The organism is Streptosporangium sp. NPDC000396 (assembly GCF_042898655.1).
Lineage (GTDB): Bacteria > Actinomycetota > Actinomycetes > Streptosporangiales > Streptosporangiaceae > Streptosporangium.
Map to the genome: position 1 here is coordinate 1 of NZ_JBIAZA010000051.1, position 18232 is coordinate 18232.

An 18232-nucleotide genomic window follows, 5' to 3' on the forward strand; every position below is an offset into this window, starting at 1 on the left:
CCACCTTCCCGGAGGCGCCGCTGACCATGGCCCTCACCAAGGACGCCACCGCCCTGAACGGCCAGGTCGTCGACGAGCACTGAGACGCCGAAGGGGCCGCCCCCCAGGGACGGCCCCGGCGATCGCCAGGGCACCAGCACGAGACGGCCGCGTTCGATGATCTCGGCTTCGCCCTGGCCATCCGGTTCCCCGGCGCCAGGAGCCACCGCGCCCTACGGTGGGCGCCCATGGACATCCCCCCGCTGCACGATCAGCCCGCCACCGCCGTCCAGCTCGGCGGCCCCGAGCCGTACCGGATGAGGCTGGCCAACGCCCTGCTCGGCGCCGTCCAGGTCGAGGCCATGCTCGCCGAGAGCTCCGCGGCCGGCGTCGAGGACCTGGCGGCCGCGCACCACCAGCAGCTCGCCACCGCGGGTGTGGCCGACGACCCCGACAAGCTCGTCGGGTTCCTGCGCTGGCAAGCCCTACGCGTGGCCGGCCCGCTGCGGTTGATCGCTCAAGACCCGTCCACCGGCCCGATCCCGCTGGCGGCCGCGCACACCGCCGAGGGCCTGCAAAGGCTCCTGGGTGTCATCGGCGCTGGGCAGGTGCCCGACGTGGAGACGGTGAAGGAGCACATCGCCGAGATGCGGGCGGCCCGCGAGTGCCTGGTCACCGCGATCGGCAACGTCGACATCCTGCTATCGACAAGGCGTACGGGAAGATCGATCGACGCCCCGAGCTCGACAAGGCGCTGGACTACCTCTGGCCCGGCGACACTTTCGTCATCACCCGCCTGTCGCGCGCCGCCCGCTCCCTGCGCCACCTGCTGGACTTGGCGGCGCAGCTTCGCGAGCGCGAGGTCCACCTCCTGGTGCTCAAGCAGGGCATCGATACCTCCACGCCGTCCGGGCGCCTGCAGTTCCACATGTTCGGCGCCTTCGACGAGTTCCTCCGGGAGCTCATCGTCGAGGGCACCCTCGAAGGGCTCGCCTCGGCCCGAGCGCGCGGCCGCGTCGGCGGGCGCCCACCGGCCCTGGACGCCCACGGCGTGGAGATGGCCCGCGCGTTGTACGAGATGAAAGGCGACGACGGCAAGCGCCGCTACACCGTCCAGCAGATCGCCGACCGGCTCGGCGTCAGCCGCGCCACCATCTACCGCCACCTCAATCCCGACAAGCCGGACAAGGCATAGGAGGAGCCCGGCGCCACCCCGAAATCGGCCAGCTAGGTCGATGGCCCTCCAGCCGGGAAGTCATGGAGTCCCAGGAGCACGAAGAAACTTCCCACGAATATGGCGCTGGCCTGCGATAGCGCAGGAGCTTGGCCGCCTGTGGCGGCTATCACATGGAACTGGAATCGACGTGCGGACACAGACGAGTCGTGAGCATTGATCTCGAGTTATGGTCCCGCGCGGCCGAAGGGGACAGCGAGGCCTTCGGGGCCTTGTTCGACAAGTATGCGCGCGATGTCTATAACCACTGTTTCCGCCGCACCGCAGACTGGTCGGCCGCCGAAGACCTCACCTCGGTGGTGTTCCTGGAGGCGTGGCGGCGGCGCGGCCATGTGCGAATCCTCCATGAAAGCGCGCTCCCCTGGCTGCTCGGCGTGGCCAACAACGTTTTGCGCAATCGGCACCGGTCACTGCGCCGCCACAAGACGGCACTGGAACAGCTCCCGCCCCAGGTCTACGAACCCGACCCCGCCGAGGACATCGCCGGGCGAATCGACGACGAGCACCGGATGCGCGAAATCCTGGCGCTGATGGACCGGCTGCCGCTGGCGGACCGCGAAGTCCTCGCCCTTTGCATCTGGTCGGAGTTGACCTACGAGGAAGCCGCCGTCGCCCTGGGCATCCCGGTGGGCACGGTGCGGTCGCGACTGTCCCGGGCTCGAAGCCGCTTGAAAGACCTCCTGGAAAAGGAACCCAAACCACGGCTTGGACACAGATGGAGTGAGCGCCTCTCAGCGCTCCGCAAGAAGGGAGAGGAGCTGTGACAAACCACAAGCTTCCGAAAGAACGCGACCTTCCTGCCGCCCGGCACTCACTCAGAAAGGCCCACCTGATGACCATGATCGAACAGGAAACCGCATCTGCACCGGTACGCCCGCACCGTCGCTGGCTAGGCTTGGCCATCTTGGGAACCACAGTCGCCGCCGCACTGGCGATCGGCGTCCCCGCGCTGCTGGGCCAGGGTGCCACCCCGGCGAACGCGGTGATCCGCGAACCGGACGGGTCCATCAAGATCTACGTCAGGGACTACAAGCATCCCGAGGTGATCGAACGCCAGTTGCGCAACCTCGACGTGCAGGCGGACGTGACCTTCCTGCCGACCGGCAAGCAGTGCAAGGAGCCCCGGGGTACGTACCTGCCGGACAATCCGGCCTTGCTCACCACCGAACCGCCGGCTGAAGGTGAGGATGCCTATTGGAGGCTGCATCCGGAGCAGATCAAGCCGGGGCAGACCTTCGTCTACACCATGTGGTACGAGGAACACGGGGACAACCGTATGGCCAGCGGCCTCTACCGGGTCGTGACCGGCCCGGTGGCGCCCTGCGAAGTCGTTCCCGGCGGCCCCGTGATGCAGGAGGGCCCCGAGGGCGGCGTCGGGGGCTGATCCCGCACGCTGGTGACGCGCCCGGAGTGAATCTCCCAACGGAACCATTTCGCACGGCAAGCGCCTTCCCGCGGGGCAGAACGGTGCCAAAGGGGTCAGTGCGGGGTCGTAAGCGTGGTTGCAGGTCCCCCCTGCGGCATTCGATGGCTTTGCCCTGTGCACGCCCAACGCGCATCTCAAGCCCGAGTCTGATCCCGGGGACTCGGTAGTAATCGCCGAAAATCCAACGAACCTATCTCTGACCTGCTCTGATGTGAGGGCGCCGCGGGGCTGGCGGGCCGGGCCGAGGATCTCGCCGACCTCGTCCGGATGCCTCACGTCGATGCTGGTCGGCGAGACCCGTTGGATTCTCGGCGATTACTACCGGCCCCCATGATGCTCAGGCACATGTCTGTATGACCGGGCGCGGGGGCTATCAGCGGAGTGTGACTTCGCTCGGGCCATTGAACGGCGCCAGCGACAGCACCGTCTTCGGGGTCCGCAGCTCCTCGTTCTCCGCGAAGAGCTTCCGCACCGCGTCGAAGGGGACGTCGTCGCATGCCACCAGCGAGGCCTGGTCGTACAACTCACAGGTCGCGTCCGTCATCTCCCTGGCGCCGCCCGCTCCCGTCCCCCAGATGTCCCACAGCAGCGGCTCCACCTTGTTCAGCGCTGCGAGGTCGAACCGGACGTCATGGGCCACGAACCACTCCCCGAACATCGGCCCCTCCTCTGGAGGGTGGAGTCCGAAGGTCTTCGGGTCCGCCTCGCCCGCTCGGATGGCCTGCCACGCCTTGCCCGCAACCAGAAAGCGGTCGCGGGGCACGTCCATCGGGTCGAAGTCCACCTTCCATGTGTCGATGATCACTGGGTCGGTCAGCTGCGGGTCGGCGAGCAGCCAGCCGCGCTCCTGGTCCCAGTACTCGGTGACCACATGGTCGGCGTGGAAGCCATCCGAGCCGAAGTAGTCGGCGAAGCCGGACCGAAGGCGTGCGGGTATACCCGCATGGCGTAGGAACGAGCAATAAAGGAGCGCGAAGTCCCGGCAGACGCCGACGAAGCGGTCACTGACCTCGCGCCGTTGCGTCAACGGCGCATCGTTCCGCGCGACCATGATCCGCAAAATGTCGTCGAGGTAGCGCGTCTCGGCATCGTTGTGCAGGCGGTTCTGCAGGATGGCATACCGGAACGGCTCACCCTCCAGGCGATGGATCATCAGGTCACGTGCTATCCGGGCAAGCTGAACCCGATCACCCGGCAGGTCGACATAGAGAGGGGCGAGCCCTCCCGGGTCGGAGAAAGCGCTCTGCGCGGCATAGAAGGCGGCGGCTTCCGGTGAGAGATGAGCGGATGGCATGGCTGGCCCTCCGGACGAAATCGGCTACACGTTCGATTGCTGGCCAACGGCCCTCACCGTGCCAGAATTCGCCCGCAATTGTCTAGATTTCCCAGGTCTACGCTGACCTCATCAAAGGCGGTGATGCGTTGACCCCTTGAGACCGCCACCTAATCCCGACAGCTTTTGACGTTGGAGGCGAAGGCGGTGATGGCTGCGGTGAAGACATCGGACTGTTCGAGATGGCCCAGATGGCCGCTGTCGCGGAGGTGGGCGAAGCGGGAGTGGGCGATGCCTTCGTGCAGCATGCGTCCCCAGGAGGGGCCGCAGATGAAGTCGTGGGCACCGCTGATGATCAGGGTGGGTGTGGTGAGCGCGTGCAGTTTGCCGCGGTTGTCGAAGGGAGGTTCGGCGGCGTGCAGGGGTCCGCCCAGGCGCGTAGCCCGGCCCGCAGCCCGGCCAGTTCGCTCTCGTGGGCCCAGTAGTCGGCGAAGTAGGCGGGCAGGACGGCACGTAGTGCCCGGGTGCAGGATGCGTTGTCGGTGGCTTCCAGGGCTTGGCGGAAGGCGTGCGGGATGAGTGCGGCTTCGGGCTGGCCGGGGTGGCGCTCGGGAAAGCGGTCGAGGTTGTCGAGTGCCTGGTGCCAGAATTCCTGCCCGGTGCAGGGTGAGGTGTCGTAGAGGATGAGACCGGCCAGGGCGGTGGGGTGGGCCAGCGCGTAGTGCTGGGCGACGAACCCGCCGTGGGAGTGACCGATCAGGAACGGGGGCGGCGTGCGCAGGTGCTCGACGAGTTCGTGCAGTAACTGGGCGTAGGTGTCGATGCGGTAATCCTGCGGCCGGGACAGGTGACCGGATCCGCCGGTGCCGACCGGTTCCAGGTGGACCAGCGTCAGATGCTGCTCCAGGCGCGGCATGCGCAGGTACTCCCAGCCCAGACCCGGACCGCCCGGATGGACCAGGCATACGGGTCCGGTGCCGGCGACGTGGTAGCGCTGCAGGGCGCCCCGGATGCTGACGCTGTGGGTACCGGGCCGGAGCGGGTCGGATGAGGGTGCCATCGAGTCCTCTTGAGGGTGAGAGGTTGCCCCGGGATCGCCGGGACAACGCTCAGTGGGGGCGCCGATCGGAGCGGGATCCGATCGGCCTGGCGCTCGAAGAACGCATGGCAGGGTCAGCCGACGGCGTGGGCGGCATCCTTGATGACGCGGGTCACCAGGCCGGGCTGGCTCATCATCGGCACGTGCGAGGCCCCCTTCGCCTCATAGACGTGCGACTTGGCACGCCTGTAGAAGAAGCGCTCCAGAGCCGGCGGGATGGCCTTGTCCTGGGTGGCCACCAGCGCCCAGGAGGGGATGGTGCGCCAGGCGGCCGCCGTGGTCACGTCGGTGTAGGAGGAGGCGGCGAACGGGCGTTGGGTGGCCTGCATCAGCCGGGTGGTGGAGGCGGGCAGGTCGGCGGCGATGTAGGCCAGCGCGCCGACGTTGGGGTGGGTATCGGCCTCGCTGATGACCACGCCGCCGTAGGAGTGGCCGACCAGGACTGCCGGGCCGTCCAGGCCGTCGAGGACCTGGCGGGTCGCGGCGACGTCACCGGCCAGCGACAGCGTCAGGTTCTGCACGATGCGGACGCTGAAGCCGTCCCTGGCCAGCTCGTCGTAGACGCCCTGCCAGTCGGATCCGTCCACGAAACCACCGTGCACGAGCACGATGTTCCTGATGGTCGTCATGGTCACTCCTGACCTGGATGAACAGGCCCGCTGCCTGTCCGACGCCCCTCATTCAAATCGAGCGCGAGATCACGGACCATGCAGAACAGCACGCAGAAGTACGGCGGAACCTCCAGCGGTTCAGCGCCGGGCGGCCCCTATGCCGTCAACGCCGCTGCCAGGTCGCGGCAGCGGCCTGCCGCCTCCACCTCACCGCTCGACTCGAACACCTCGGCCGCCTGCGCGTAGGTCTGGCGGCTTTCTTTCCTGCGGCCTTGCTCGGCCAGGACGCCCGCCAGTGTCTCCAGAACACGGGCTTGTGAGCTGAAGGCGTGAAAGGTCTCCAGCCCGGCTGCTGCCTCGCTCAGCGTGGCGATCGCCTCGGCCGGGTGACCGAGCAGGCTCAGGCAGTGGCCGATCCTGGCCAATGTCTGCGGCCGGGTGAAGGAGGCGATGTCCGGTGACATGCCCGGGTTCTCGTCTTCCAGCAAGGACATCACGTGCCGGAACTGCTCCAGCGCCGCTTCGCGGTGTCCGTCGGCGGCAAGGACGTCGCCCAGCGCGTTCAGGCTTTGCGCGTAGGCGTCGATGTCGGCGTCGGTGTGGAACAGCTGCGCCGATCGCGTGAGGGAGTCGGCTGCCTCGCTGAGCCGGCCGAGATGACGCAGCGCCGTCCCGGTGTACTGGTGAGCCCAGGCGATCTGCGCCCTTGACCCGCTGCGGGTGGCGAGCTCCAGCACCTGGGACGCCATCAGCAGCACCGCTTGCAGGTCGGCGGGCGGCACCAGATGCACCCAGGCCAGATAGTTGAGCTGGGTAGCGTGCTGAGCCGTATCACCCAGGGCGTCGGCCGCCTGAGCGCCGAGCGTGAACACCTCTAGCCAGTGCGGCCAGTACATCCACCGGTCGGAGAACCAGTGCATCGATTCCGCGCAGTCCAGCACGAGCGCGTGCTGGCCGTCGCTGGAGGCCAGCCGTAAGGCGGCCAGCCAGTTGTCCGCGTCCGCCCGCAGCCAGCGCTCGGCCTCTTGCGAGGAGGCGACGACCGCGAGGTCGGGGTCAGGCCGGCCGGGGCTGCCACCGTAAGTGGGCTCGAACCACCGGCCGGCCATGATGGCCATGCGCAGCAGCCAGGAGGTCACCGATCGCCTCCTGGCCGTCGGCGGAGCCGCGTTTGGCCAAGATTCCGGTCAGCAGTTCCGCCGCCTCCTCCTGCGGCAACGGGCCCAGGCTCAGCCGCTGCACCCCCTCCAGTCCGGCCAGCAACCGGCGGCTGGTCACCAGAGCGCGGCTCGGCCCGCCGCCCGGCAGGAGCAGGCGGACCTGCTCCTCAGACCTGGCGTTGTCGAGCACGACCAGCACCCGCCGCTCCCGCAGCAGCGAACGGTACAGCGAGGCGCGGTCCGCGGCCTCGCCGGGTATCTGCCGCTCGGCCGTGCCGAGCGCGCGCAGCACCTGCGCCAGGGCGTCCCCGGCCGCGAGCGGCTGGGCGGACATGCCGTACAGGTCGACGAAGAACACCCCGCCGGGAAAGGCGGGGCGCAGGACGCGGGCGGCACGGACGGCAGAGGATGGAAGATCCTCTGAACACGCTCGTCCGGTCTGCTGCCTCAAACTCCCGGCCAACCAGCAGCATTCACCCCTCCCGAAGATCACGAACCGCAATCGTGATTACTCGCACAGCTACTTGGGGCTGGGGACATCTTCGGGAGCGGAAGGCCAGAGGCAAAGCAACTGCGAGCAACCGGGAGTTCCCGGCCAGGTTGGCATAAAGTCAGACATAGATCAGCACTGCCTGGGAAACACTCAAGTCGCGCTACCACGCCCGGCATTCGCTCAATGAGCCTTGGGCGCCTCCCTCAGCCCCGGTGGAATTCGGATGTGCCTCGCGATTCGGATCTCTACGATCGGGCCTCATGACACTTGCCCATGATGTGACCGGAAGCGGCCCGACGGTGGTCCTGCTGCACTCCACCGTGTGTGATCGGCGGATGTGGGACCCGCAGCTGCCGACTCTGGTCAACGCCGGCTATCGCGTGGTGCGCTGCGACTTACGCGGCTTCGGCCAGAGTCCCCTGCCAGACCGGCCGTACAACGACGCCCAGGACGTTACAGATCTGATGGATCTACTCGGGGTCGAGCACGCGGCACTGGTCGGGGCATCCGGTGGGGGCCAGGTCGCGCTGGAGATCGCAGCCCGCTGGCCGCAGCGAGTGACCGCGCTGGTGCTGCTGTGCACCGCGTTGTCCGGACACAAGCCCAGCGCCGAATTGAGAGCCTTCGGCCAACGCGAAAATGCACTGATCGAAGCGGGTGACATCGCGGGGGCTACCGAGCTCAATGTGGCCATGTGGTTGGGACCTGACTCCGACGAGGCTACTCAGGACAAGGTGCGCCAGATGCAGCGCCACGCGTTCGACGTTCAATTGGCGGCCGTCGAGGAGGTCGGGCCGATAACGGTCGAGGCCGACCTTGCTGCCATCACCGCCTCCAGCCTGCTCGTCTCCGGCCGCCACGACCTGGTGGATTTCCGGCAGATCGCCGCCCAGTTGTCGGATCAGCTTGCCGACGCCCGCCATCTCGAACTTGCCTGGGCGGGCCACCTACCGAGTCTGGAGTGCCCGGACGCGTTGAACCCGCTACTGATCGACTTCCTGCATGAGACACGCGCCGCCGACTGAGCCGTTCCGGGCCGCTCCCCGCCACAGGTGAAGATCACCAAGGGCCCGGCCTGCGCCTGACCCTCGGATGATCCCGCGCAACCTAGATCATTTTGAGAACGCTCCCTATCATGACCCCCCATGACCGAGCCGGACTTCCTCACCGCCACCCGCACCGCTTACGACGACGCCGCCGCCCACTACGCCGAGATCCTCCCCGAGCGATTCCACGCCAACCCGCTCAACTACGCGATGATCTCCGCCTTCGCCGAACTGGTCCGCGCCGACGGTGACGGCCTGGTGGCGGACGCGGGGTGCGGCCCCGGCCACGTCACCGCTTATCTGCGCTCCCTGGGCGTGACCGCCTTCGGCGTCGACCTGTCACCGGAGATGATCGTGCTCGCCCGGGACGCCTATCCGGAGCTCCGCTTCGAGGTGGGGCTGATGGACGCCCTCAGGGCAGAGGACGCCTCCTTGGCCGGAGTCCTCGCCAACTACTCGATCCTCCACATCCCACCCGAGCGGCTCCCCGCGACGCTCACCGAGTTCCACCGCGTGCTCGCCCCCGGCGGCCACCTGCTGCTCGGCTTCCCGGCATACGACGACCCCGCCGAACTGGCCAAGGCGTTCGACCACCCGACAGCCCTCGCCTACCAGTACTCACCCGACCGCCTGGCCGCGCTGCTGCTCCAAGCCGGGTTCGCCGAGGTGGCCCGGTTGCTCATCGCCCCGCGCGAGGACTCCAAGCTGGGTATCTCACACGCCTATCTCCTCGCTCGCCGTACGGCACCTGGGCCGCGCGCCTGACCACCCCACCTCACAACGGGAGGGGTTTTGGGCCCCCGGCAGGGGCTCTCTCCCGGACAAGAGACGAAACCGCGTGAATGGATGACGTGGGAAGTTCACACGGTTCCCTGCCGGGGACGGTTGTGGGGCGTCCAGTAGGCGTCCAGTGGGCGGACGGCGTTCGCCGGGGGCGGTCCGTTCCCCTGGTCGGCCGGTGGCCGTGGCACGGAAGGGGATCGGCGGCGCCGAGACGGCCGGAGAAGTGGCGCCGAGACGGCCGGAGAAAACGCCGGAAGCGGCCCGTTTTCTGGTCAGCCAGTGGTGGTGAGAACCGAGGGCGGGCCGGGGGTGCCGAGACGGTCGAGGGGTGGTTCGGCGGGGAGTTCGCACCACACGGTCCGGCCGCAGCCCCGGCCGTGGTCGCAGCTTCCCCAGTTGCCCTGGGAGAGTTCGTCGACGATCCACAGGCCCCGCCCGAACTCGGCCCTGGCGTTCTCGGCCACCGTCCGGGGAGCCTCCCGGCGGGGCGCGTCGAACGTGGCGCCCCGGTCGGTGACCTCGATCCGGTAGACCGCCCCCCGGCGATATAACGCGAACCGGATCAGATCGGCGCCCACCCGATGGCGATCGGCGTGTTTGAACGCGTTGGTCATCAGCTCGGAAACGACCAGCCTCACGGCCTCGTAGGCGTAATGGTCTCTTCCGATAAGCTCGCTTACCACATCGCGAGCGCGGGATACCGATTCGGCCGCACGCGGGAGGAAGACTTCCCCGAGTTTCGTGGACTGCGATTGCATGACAAGGCCTTTCTCCCAGCGTTCCCACTGATGTGGCGACCCTCTAGTCGATCGACGGTCGGGAGTCCGCCAGGTGGCGGTTCGCTTTTGACAATCTCAGAGAAGGGCTAGCCAAGCAGCTGATTTGAGTCCACAATCACTCACAAGTTCCTCCGAATCACTGGCGTGATGTGAAGTCCGTGAATGCGAATGAAGTTCCGCGAACGGTAGGGGATATCGATTATGACCTTCTCGGGGATGGAGTCACCCGCACCGCCACGTGTTTATTTCGGGACAGAACTACGCAGAGCCCGCGTTGCTGCGGGAATGACACAAAAACAACTTTCTGCGCTAATAACTGTGTCACCCAGTCAGCTGAGCATGCTGGAGAACGGACAGCGGGAGCCGAACCCGCAACTGGCTCAAGCGGCGGACCAAGCCCTCGGCCTGGGAACCACGCTCACGGATCTACTGGATGCGCTCAACAGAGCGGTCAACCAGCTTCCTCACTGGTTCCGTCCCTGGTTGGAGATCGAGACGGAAGCAAAAACCCTCCGCATGTGGGAGCCCCTTGTGCTTCCTGGCCTGCTCCAGACCCCTGACTATGCGCGGGCGGTCCTGCGAGGACAGCCTGGAATAACAGAGAAGCAGGTAGAAGAAGCACTTGAGACACGCATGAGACGGAAAGTCATCTTCAACCGTGAAGCGCCACCGATGTGCTCGGTAGTGATTGACGAGACTGTCATGCACCGCCCTATAGGGGGCCATGAGATCATGCGCGAGCAGTTAGAACACCTGGTGGAAGCGGCCAGACGCCCCCACATCACCGTTCAAGTAGTACCCCTGAGCCTGGGGGCTACCACGAGCCTCGTGGGAGGGTTCGCGATAGCTCAGCTCCCGTCAGGACCAGATGTGGCCTATATGGAGTCAGTGAGCCATGGCCAGGTAACCAATCGCGCGGAAGAAGTGCAGGCCGCTAGCCTCAGGTATGACGCGATACGTGCGGAGGCCCACCCTTGGCATGCATCGGTAGAGCTGATCGAAGAGATTGCGAAAAAGACATGGAGCTGAGCGACGAGCTGAAGACCGCAGCATGGCGCAAGGCCAAGGCGTCTACCTCCAACGGCGGCAACTGCGTTGAGGTCGCCGAACTGTCCGGCGGACGCCGGGCCGTCCGTGACTCCAAGAACCCCACCGGCCCCGCACTGGTCTTCACCCCCTCCGAATGGGCCGCCTTCGTCGGCGGCGTGAAAGACGGCGAGTTCGACTAGCCGGTCTCGGACGTCGTCGACCCACCGGCCACGCGGGTCCGCGACGCGAAAACCCCGGTCACCGGGCGAGGTCAGGGGCGTGGGGAGCCTTCGTGGTTCCTTACGTCCCTCCGGCGGACGGCCAGGCGCCGGTCCGATGGTCTTACAGGGTGTCCTTGACCTTGATCTGGCCGTTGTCGATCACGAACCTCTGGTTGGCGTGATCCAGGCACTGCCACAGGCGGATCTCGGTGCTGTTCGCGCGAACGAACAGTTACAGATCAAGCACTCTGCACACGTGCTTGGTCCGCCCATCTGGAACAGCACGCCGAAGAACCGGCCGGGATCCGCCGCGCCCCCAATCCTGACCCGCAGCCCGCAGCGATCACCTGACGTTCGGCATGGACGATCCATGACAGATTGAGCCAGAATACAGAACGAATCATTCTGTTCCGATATGCTGCTCCGTGTTGGCCAGAGCACGACCACAGGGGGGAGTGTTCGTAGGTTCGGTCTCGGCCGCTTTCGTGATCTCGCGGGCCCGGCGGCCCGGGGCGGGCATCGGTCGCATCGCCAAAGCACGCATCCCGCAGGCGGCTCGAACCCACGTGCCCCGCGGGTGGCTCGAACCGGTCACCTGGCGCACCACCGGCCACCTATCGGAACGAAACTTCCCTCTGTTCGTTGTGCTGCTCGCCAGAAATTGATCATAAGGAGTAGCAATGACCGAATTGAGCCAAATTCACGCCGCGACCGGACGCTGGCGGATGCTCAGCGCCCTCTCCTTGGGAGTTCTCGTCTTGGCGGCGAACGTGACCATGCTTGATTTCCTTCAACTGTTCGGGCTGGACCCTGAGGCGACTCCCATGACGATCACCTGGGTGATTTACGCCTATCCCCTCGCCTTCGTGGGCGTGCTGATCCCGGTGAAGGCTCGTAAGAGCGTGCTCATGTCGGGGTTCGCCGCCTTCGGTCTCGCCTCACTGTTGTGCGCCTTCGCCCTTCAGTCCGGTGGCCTGCTGATCTGTGGCCGGGCCGCACAGGGCTTGGCGGCCGCTGTGGCGCTCCGGGCGGGCTTCGGTCTCATGGCCGCGGCCTTCCCCGGCACCCAGGTGTGGCGCGCGGTCGCGATGCCGGCGGTGGCGATCCTGGTGGGCCTGAACGTCGGCCCCGTGCTGGGCATAGTCGTCGAGCAGCATCTTCTGTCCCAATGGGTCTTCCTGATGAATGTGCCGCTGGCCGCCATAGTCCTGGCGGCGGTCGCGGTCCTCGCACCGGGTCCGGCCCGGCAAGGTGTTCTCCGGACGCCGCACGGCCGCTGACCGGAGGACGCCGGGTAGCACGCAAGTCCCGGATCCCGCACCGGATCCGGGGCTCCGCACGGGACGCGTCGTCAGCCCTGGACGGGGACGTCGCCCCGGCCACCCGGAGCATCCCGTCACCGGCGTCGCCGCGTCCGGTTCGGAACCTCGTCTAAGCGACGGCCGCCGCGCTGGCGTCCCAGAGGGTGCGGGCCAGGGTGGGGTCGATCATGCCCTTGGGGACGGACGCGGGGGCGCTCTTGGCGAAGTAGCGGCCGGGGTAGGCGGCTCCGTCGGGGTGGGTGGCGAGGTGGACCATGGTCCTGGCGCCCTCCTCGGCGGTCTGGCCCATGCCGGGGATGTTCTTCACCATCCACATCATGAACGTCTTCGGGGCGAACTCCGTCTTGATCACGCCCGGGTGGAAGCAGGTGGCGGTCACCCCGGTCCCGGAGAGCCGCCGGGCCAGTTCCACCGTGAACAGGGCGTTGGCCTGCTTGGAGTCGCCGTACTGGAGCCAGCCGCTCCATCTCCGCCGCTCCCGGTTCAGGTCCGCGGGGTCGACGCGTCCGGTCTTGGCGGCCCGGGACGAGGTGGTGATCACCCGACCGGTCACCCGGTCCAGCAAAAGATTTGTCAGCAGGAAAGGCGCGAGATGATTCACCTGGATCGTCGTCTCGTGGCCGTCGCGCGTGAGCGTCCGTTCGGTGGTCATGACGCCCGCGTTGTTGATCAGAATGTCAATCCGCGGATAGCGGGAAAGCAGTTCCGCGCCCAGCCTGCGCACGTCTTCGAGGGAGGTGTAGTCGCAGGTCAGTGTGTCCGGGGTCGTTCCTGAGACGGCCCTGATCCGCTCGGCCACCCGGGCGACTTTGGCGGGGTTCCGGCCGACGAGGACGACCTGCTGCCCACGCCCGGCCAGCTCGACCGCGGCGGCCTCGCCGATTCCGGCACTGGCCCCGGTAATCACACTAATCATCAGATCCTCCACTGCGCCGAAACCTTATCGGTGCTAGTCTCCTGTGCGATCTTCCGGAGGCGAATTCATCCCAAAGCAGCACAAGCCTCCACACACTCAGAGGTTGGGACGAGTGGCATGGGCTCTGGAAACCGGTCAATTCGGTTCAAGATCTTTTTGCTGCTGCTCTTACCCCTGTTGTCGCTGAGCGCCCTGTGGGGCTTCGTCCTCAACCTCACCGTCGGCGATGGAGCGGCCCTGCTGCGGGCGAACCAGCTGTACCAGACCGTCGGCGTGACCTCCACCGAGCTTGGGCTCCAGCTCCAGGCCGAGCGGACGCAGTCGTCTGTGACGGTCAGTTCCCCGGTCGTCACCAGCGCGGTCAGCGAGCAGCGCCGCCACACCGACCAGGCGGTCGAGAAGTTCCGCGCGGCGGCGCTCTCCGACGACTCCCACGACCCGGAGATGCGCGCCTCGCTGGACGGGCTGCTCAACCAGCTCGACCGGCTTCCTGCCATCCGCTCCGGCATCGACGGCAACCGGCACAGCCGGTTGGAGGTGCTGTCGAGCTACAACCAGATCCTGGACTCGGTCTTCCTCCTGTACGACCGGATGGTCGCGCTCCCCGACCTGTCGATCTTCCAGCAGGCCACGGCCATGCAGTGGATGGGCAACGCCCGCGAGATGATCGCCAGGGAGAACGCGATGATCAGCGGGGTGCTGATCGACTATCGCATGTCCGATGAGGAGCGCAGCGCCTTCGGCGAGTACGTCGCCACGCGGCGTTTCCTGTACGCGCGCGGCCTTTCCGCCCTGGACTCCGAGTTGGACCGGCCGTACCGGGAGATCTTCAAGTCCGCGGCCTTCGAGAAGTTCACCGCGCTGGAGAGGGCCATCGTCGGAGCGAGCAACGGCCGGCTGCCCTCCTCGGTGAGTCAGTGGAAGGCGACCACGGACAACCTGTCGGCCTCGCTCGACCGGGTCAACCTCGCCGCGACCGAGAAGCTGTCCGAACGGGCCCAGTCGGTGGCCGCCGGCATCATGATCCGGATCGCGGTCGCCGGCGGCGTCGGCCTGATCGCGGTGGTCGCGTCGATCATCATCTCGGTCCGCTTCGGTCGCCGCCTGGCCGGCGAGCTGGCCGGGCTCCGCTCGGCGGCCCTGGAGCTGGCCGACGTACGGCTCCCGCGCCTCGTCGAGCGGCTCCGTCGCGGCGAGGAGGTGGACGTGCAGGCCGAGGCGCCGCCGATCAAGGCGGACGGCTCGCTGGAGGTCCACGACGTGGCCCACGCGTTCGGCTCGGTGCAGCGCACCGCCGTCGAGGCCGCCGTCGGCCAGGCCAACCTGCGCCGGGGCGTCAGCCAGGTCTTCGTGAACCTGGCCCGGCGCAACCAGGGCCTGCTCCACCGCCAGCTCGGCCTGCTGGACAGCATGCAGCGCCGGGCGGCCGACCCCGACGGTCTTGAGGACCTGTTCCGGCTGGACCACCTGACCACCCGCATGAGGCGGCACGCCGAGAGCCTGATCATCCTGTCCGGCGCCGCGCCCGGCCGGGCCTGGCGCAAGCCGGTGCCGGTGGTCGACATCGTCAGGGCCGCGATCGCCGAGGTCGAGGACTACACCCGGGTCAACGTGCTGCCGCTGCCCGACGCCTCGCTCGACGGGACCGCGGTCGCCGACATCACCCACCTCATAGCCGAGCTCATCGAGAACGCCACGCTCTACGCCCCGCCGCAGACCACGGTGACCGTGCGCGGCGACGCCGTGGCCAACGGCTTCGCCATCGAGGTGGAGGACCGCGGCCTGGGCCTGAGCGCCCTCGAATACGAGACGATCAACGACCGGCTGGCCAACCCGCCGGAGTTCGACCTGGCCGACAGCGACCGGCTCGGCCTGTTCGTGGTGGGCCAGCTCGCCGCCCGGCACGGTATCCAGGTCATCCTGCGCGGATCGCCGTTCGGCGGCACCACGGCCATCGTGCTCATCCCCCGCACGGTGCTCGCCGAGTCCTCCTCACCGCTCACCCTCACCGCCGAGCGGGTCACCGAGCAGCCGGCGGAGCTCACCGGGCCCTCCTCGCCCGCCGCTCCGTCCGCGTCGGCCGCTCCTTCTCACTCCGGCAACGGCCTGCCCCGCCGGACGAGGACGGTTCCCCCCGCCAAGGCCCCCTCCGCCCAGGGTTCCTCCGTTCCGCCTCTCGCCGCCCCGGCGCTCACCGTGGTGTCATCCGATCCGCTGGCCCGCCAGAAGGCCCCTGGAGCGGCTCCTGAACCCGTTCGCGAGCCGGTCGGCGGCACAGCCTCCGAGGCGGCCGGTAAGCCCGCTCACGAGACCACAGGGCCGGGGAGTCTGCCCCGCCGGGTACGGCAGGCGAACCTGGCGCCACAGCTCCGGCAGGAGCCTGCGGCGCCCGCCGAGCCGGAGCCCGAACCCGAGCCCTCCGAACGTTCGCCGGACGAGGTCCGCGCGCTGTTCTCCGCCTTCCAGGCAGGCGCGCGGCGCGGGCGCGAAGAGCACGGAAATGACTACGCACACCACACGACAGGTGATAAGGGGGACTAATGACCGGAAAAGTGACTAACACCGGCGAGCTGAACTGGCTCCTCGATGACCTGACCACCAGGGTGGGCGCGGTCCGACAGGCTGTGATCCTGTCCACGGACGGGCTCGCCGTGGGCTTCTCCAAGGGGCTCAGCAGGGAGGACGCCGAACATCTGTCCGCGGTGGCCGCCGGGTTCCAGAGCCTGGCGCGCGGCGCGGGACGCCACTTCGGCGGCGGTGAGGTGCGCCAGACCATCGTGGAGATGGAGACGGCCTTCCTGTTCGTCACGGCCGCCGGGCAGGGAACCTGCCTGGCCGTGCTGAGCAACTCCGACGCCGACGTCGGCCACATCGCGTACGAAATGGCCATGCTCGTCAAACGAGTCGGCCAGCACATCTCCACCCATCCGCGCCAAGGCCTCTCATGAGCCGGGGCAGGCACGGAGCGCACGGGTCGTTCGATTCCCGAGCCGAAGGCGAGAGGTACGGATGACCCAGTGGATGGACGAGGAGGCTGGACCGGTCGTCCGGCCCTACGCGCTCATCGGAGGCCGTACTCGCTCCTCCGGTGACGCGCTGGACCTGATCGCGATCGTCACCGCGACCCGCGCCGGCTCGCCGGGCGGCTTCGTGCCCGGGCCGGAGCAGGAACGCATCCTCTCTCTGGTCGCCATCCCGACCTCGGTCGCCGACATCGCGTCGGAGCTCGACCTGCCGCTCGGCGTGGTCCGTGTCCTCCTCGGCGACCTGAAGGACCACAACCTCATCTCGATCGGGCGCGCCTCGGCGAGCGAGCGCATTCTCAAGGAAGTGATCAATGGACTTCGGGCCCTCTGACGAACCCGTCGCGCTCAAGATTCTCATCGCGGGCGGCTTCGGGGTGGGCAAGACCACGCTTGTCGGCGCGATCAGCGAGATCCGCCCGCTCCGCACGGAGGAAGTGCTCTCCGACCGCGGCATCGGCATCGACGACGTCGAGGGCGTGGAGGGCAAGACCACCACCACGGTGGCGATGGACTTCGGCCGCATCACGATCCGGGAAGGCCTGGTCGTGTACCTGTTCGGCACCCCCGGGCAGGAGCGGTTCTGGTTCATGTGGGACGAGCTGTCCTACGGCGCCCTGGGCGCGGTCGTGCTGGCCGACACCCGGCGTCTGACCGACTGCTTCCCCTCGATCGACTACTTCGAACAGCGCGGCACGCCGTTCATCGTGGCGGTCAACTGCTTCGACGGCGCCGAGCGCTACGAGGCCGAGGATGTGCGGGTCGCCCTCGACCTGGACCCGGACGTCCCGGTGCTGCTGTGTGACGTACGGCGTCGCGCGTCGGCCAAAACCGTTCTGGTGACGCTTGTGGAGCACTCCCTGAGGGTGCTGACGGCAAGCCAGCGCTGACCGGGTCCGGTAGTCCGCGATCTCTCATCGCGGGACTACCGGCCAGTCACGCCTTCCACGGCGCTGACGGCCCGCCCGAGCGCTTCGCGTGCCCCCCGACAGGCACTCGGACATCCAGGGGGATCAGAGCGCCCGGAGGCCGCTGATCACTTCCCGCAGGAGGTTCTCCGCGGGCGGCGTGGCCGCCGGCAGCGGCGACCGCACCAGAATCAGGCCCTGATCCAGCAGGTCCCCCAGCAGCACCTTGATGACCCCGATCGGCAGCCCGAGGTCCGAGGCGATCTCCACGATCGGCCGGGTCCGCTTCATCAGGCCGAGCAGCCGCCGATGCTCCGACCCCAGGTGCGAGCTGGCGGAGATCGCCGCCCCCGTCGCCACCACCATCGACAGCAGGTCGAACGCGGCGGAGGACGCCTTGGTCCTCCCGCCCGTCAGCGCGTAGGGGCGGACCACCGGGCCCGCCTCCTCGTCGACCCACTCGACGTCGCTCATTGGCCTGCCATCCGGGGGCTGGTGGCCAGATGCTGGCCGACACGGGTGACCAGGCGGGCCATCTCGTAGGCGATCAGCCCGACGTCGGCGGCGCCGGTGGTCATGACCGCCAGGCAGCTTCCCTGACCGGCAGAGGTGACGAAGAGGAACGCGGAGTCCATCTCCACCATCGTCTGACGTACGGCTCCGCCGCCGAACTGCAGGCTGGTCCCCTTGGCCAAGCTCTGGAAACCGGAGGCGACCGCCGACAGGTGATCGGCGTCCTCCTTGCTCAGCTCCCGCGACGAGGCCATCAGCAGCCCGTCGTTGGACAGGATCAGCGCGTGCGAGACGTCCGCCACGCTCGTGACGAAGTCATCCAGCAGCCAATAAAGCTCACCCGGCACGTGGTAAAACCCTTTCCCCTTGTGATCACGCTTGTTTGGGTCCTGATCGATCTCGTGGCCCTGGCTCAGC

Annotated in this window: 23 protein-coding genes and 1 pseudogene; 13 read left to right on the forward strand and 11 right to left on the reverse strand. The window is 67.7% G+C overall.

The features are described from left to right. Positions 1-206 (reverse strand): hypothetical protein (locus tag ACFY2X_RS44975; protein ID WP_389950902.1); only part of this gene is annotated, 206 nt, incomplete at its 3' end. A gap of 90 nt (positions 207-296) precedes the next feature. On the opposite strand from ACFY2X_RS44975, the pseudogene ACFY2X_RS44980 reads away from it, so the two are divergent. The 4 genes and pseudogenes from ACFY2X_RS44980 to ACFY2X_RS44995 all read left to right on the forward strand — a co-directional run. Next, positions 297-626 (forward strand): annotated as a pseudogene (locus ACFY2X_RS44980) (DUF6245 family protein); the annotation flags it as partial. Between the two features lie 17 nt (positions 627-643). Next, the gene (locus ACFY2X_RS44985; protein WP_389950905.1) at positions 644-1174 is read left to right on the forward strand and encodes a recombinase family protein; all 531 of its coding nucleotides are present in this window, start codon (positions 644-646) and stop codon (positions 1172-1174) included. Between the two features lie 188 nt (positions 1175-1362). After that, positions 1363-1977, forward strand: a complete 615-nt coding sequence (locus tag ACFY2X_RS44990; protein ID WP_389950908.1) for an RNA polymerase sigma factor — start codon at positions 1363-1365, stop codon at positions 1975-1977. After that, on the forward strand, positions 1974-2597 hold the full coding sequence (locus ACFY2X_RS44995) for a hypothetical protein (RefSeq protein ID WP_389950911.1): 624 nt from the start codon (positions 1974-1976) through the stop codon (positions 2595-2597). Before ACFY2X_RS44990 ends, ACFY2X_RS44995 begins: the two co-directional genes overlap by 4 nt. Positions 2598-3012: 415 nt before the next feature. Here ACFY2X_RS44995 and ACFY2X_RS45000 read toward each other — a convergent pair whose 3' ends face one another. From ACFY2X_RS45000 to ACFY2X_RS45025, 6 genes are all read right to left on the reverse strand, one after another. Beyond that, positions 3013-3933, reverse strand: coding sequence for a transglutaminase-like domain-containing protein (locus ACFY2X_RS45000; RefSeq protein WP_389950913.1), 921 nt, complete (start codon positions 3931-3933; stop codon positions 3013-3015). Positions 3934-4082: 149 nt separating this feature from the next. Beyond that, a complete protein-coding gene (locus tag ACFY2X_RS45005; protein ID WP_389950915.1) occupies positions 4083-4220 on the reverse strand; it encodes an alpha/beta fold hydrolase in 138 nt (45 codons plus the stop codon). Positions 4221-4267: 47 nt separating this feature from the next. Beyond that, the gene (locus tag ACFY2X_RS45010) at positions 4268-4972 is read right to left on the reverse strand and encodes an alpha/beta fold hydrolase (RefSeq protein ID WP_389950918.1); all 705 of its coding nucleotides are present in this window, start codon (positions 4970-4972) and stop codon (positions 4268-4270) included. A 113-nt stretch (positions 4973-5085) separates the two neighbouring features. After that, a complete protein-coding gene (locus ACFY2X_RS45015; protein ID WP_389950921.1) occupies positions 5086-5640 on the reverse strand; it encodes an alpha/beta fold hydrolase in 555 nt (184 codons plus the stop codon). A gap of 137 nt (positions 5641-5777) precedes the next feature. Then, positions 5778-6761, reverse strand: coding sequence for a hypothetical protein (locus tag ACFY2X_RS45020; protein ID WP_389950924.1), 984 nt, complete (start codon positions 6759-6761; stop codon positions 5778-5780). Then, positions 6679-7140: a hypothetical protein gene (locus ACFY2X_RS45025; RefSeq protein ID WP_389950927.1), complete on the reverse strand. Its 462-nt coding sequence runs from the start codon at positions 7138-7140 to the stop codon at positions 6679-6681. Before ACFY2X_RS45025 ends, ACFY2X_RS45020 begins: the two co-directional genes overlap by 83 nt. Positions 7141-7535: 395 nt before the next feature. On the opposite strand from ACFY2X_RS45025, the gene ACFY2X_RS45030 reads away from it, so the two are divergent. After that, complete coding sequence (locus ACFY2X_RS45030) at positions 7536-8300, forward strand: alpha/beta fold hydrolase (protein WP_389950929.1); 765 nt, start codon at positions 7536-7538, stop codon at positions 8298-8300. 120 nt (positions 8301-8420) lie between these two features. Next, entirely contained in the window at positions 8421-9086 is a 666-nt protein-coding gene (locus ACFY2X_RS45035) for a class I SAM-dependent methyltransferase (protein ID WP_389950933.1), read from the forward strand. 290 nt (positions 9087-9376) lie between these two features. Here the strand turns inward: ACFY2X_RS45035 and ACFY2X_RS45040 are convergent, their stop codons facing one another. Further along, positions 9377-9862: an ATP-binding protein gene (locus ACFY2X_RS45040; protein WP_389950935.1), complete on the reverse strand. Its 486-nt coding sequence runs from the start codon at positions 9860-9862 to the stop codon at positions 9377-9379. Positions 9863-10099: 237 nt separating this feature from the next. Between ACFY2X_RS45040 and ACFY2X_RS45045 the strand changes: the two genes are divergently transcribed. From ACFY2X_RS45045 to ACFY2X_RS45055, 3 genes are all read left to right on the forward strand, one after another. Continuing rightward, on the forward strand, positions 10100-10912 hold the full coding sequence (locus tag ACFY2X_RS45045) for a helix-turn-helix transcriptional regulator (RefSeq protein WP_389951047.1): 813 nt from the start codon (positions 10100-10102) through the stop codon (positions 10910-10912). Then, a complete protein-coding gene (locus ACFY2X_RS45050; protein WP_389950938.1) occupies positions 10903-11112 on the forward strand; it encodes a DUF397 domain-containing protein in 210 nt (69 codons plus the stop codon). The genes ACFY2X_RS45045 and ACFY2X_RS45050 overlap by 10 nt, the downstream gene beginning before the upstream one ends. A gap of 701 nt (positions 11113-11813) precedes the next feature. Beyond that, the gene (locus ACFY2X_RS45055; RefSeq protein ID WP_389950939.1) at positions 11814-12413 is read left to right on the forward strand and encodes an MFS transporter; all 600 of its coding nucleotides are present in this window, start codon (positions 11814-11816) and stop codon (positions 12411-12413) included. Between the two features lie 151 nt (positions 12414-12564). On the opposite strand, the gene ACFY2X_RS45060 is transcribed toward ACFY2X_RS45055, so the two are convergent. Then, positions 12565-13371 (reverse strand): SDR family oxidoreductase, encoded by an 807-nt coding sequence (locus tag ACFY2X_RS45060; RefSeq protein WP_389950942.1) that lies wholly within the window; start codon positions 13369-13371, stop codon positions 12565-12567. Positions 13372-13527: 156 nt separating this feature from the next. On the opposite strand from ACFY2X_RS45060, the gene ACFY2X_RS45065 reads away from it, so the two are divergent. From ACFY2X_RS45065 to ACFY2X_RS45080, 4 genes are all read left to right on the forward strand, one after another. Beyond that, a complete protein-coding gene (locus tag ACFY2X_RS45065; protein WP_389950945.1) occupies positions 13528-15912 on the forward strand; it encodes a nitrate- and nitrite sensing domain-containing protein in 2385 nt (794 codons plus the stop codon). Then, a complete protein-coding gene (locus ACFY2X_RS45070; RefSeq protein ID WP_389950948.1) occupies positions 15912-16319 on the forward strand; it encodes a roadblock/LC7 domain-containing protein in 408 nt (135 codons plus the stop codon). The genes ACFY2X_RS45065 and ACFY2X_RS45070 overlap by 1 nt, the downstream gene beginning before the upstream one ends. Before the next feature lie 61 nt (positions 16320-16380). Beyond that, positions 16381-16728 (forward strand): DUF742 domain-containing protein, encoded by a 348-nt coding sequence (locus tag ACFY2X_RS45075; protein ID WP_389950950.1) that lies wholly within the window; start codon positions 16381-16383, stop codon positions 16726-16728. Then, complete coding sequence (locus tag ACFY2X_RS45080; RefSeq protein ID WP_389950952.1) at positions 16709-17284, forward strand: ATP/GTP-binding protein; 576 nt, start codon at positions 16709-16711, stop codon at positions 17282-17284. The genes ACFY2X_RS45075 and ACFY2X_RS45080 overlap by 20 nt, the downstream gene beginning before the upstream one ends. 123 nt (positions 17285-17407) lie before the next feature. On the opposite strand, the gene ACFY2X_RS45085 is transcribed toward ACFY2X_RS45080, so the two are convergent. Beyond that, positions 17408-17776 carry a DUF742 domain-containing protein gene (locus ACFY2X_RS45085; RefSeq protein ID WP_389950955.1) on the reverse strand — a complete coding sequence of 123 codons (369 nt, stop codon included), beginning with the start codon at positions 17774-17776 and terminating at the stop codon, positions 17408-17410. Next, positions 17773-18162: a roadblock/LC7 domain-containing protein gene (locus tag ACFY2X_RS45090; RefSeq protein ID WP_389950957.1), complete on the reverse strand. Its 390-nt coding sequence runs from the start codon at positions 18160-18162 to the stop codon at positions 17773-17775. Before ACFY2X_RS45090 ends, ACFY2X_RS45085 begins: the two co-directional genes overlap by 4 nt. Positions 18163-18232 lie beyond the last annotated feature (70 nt).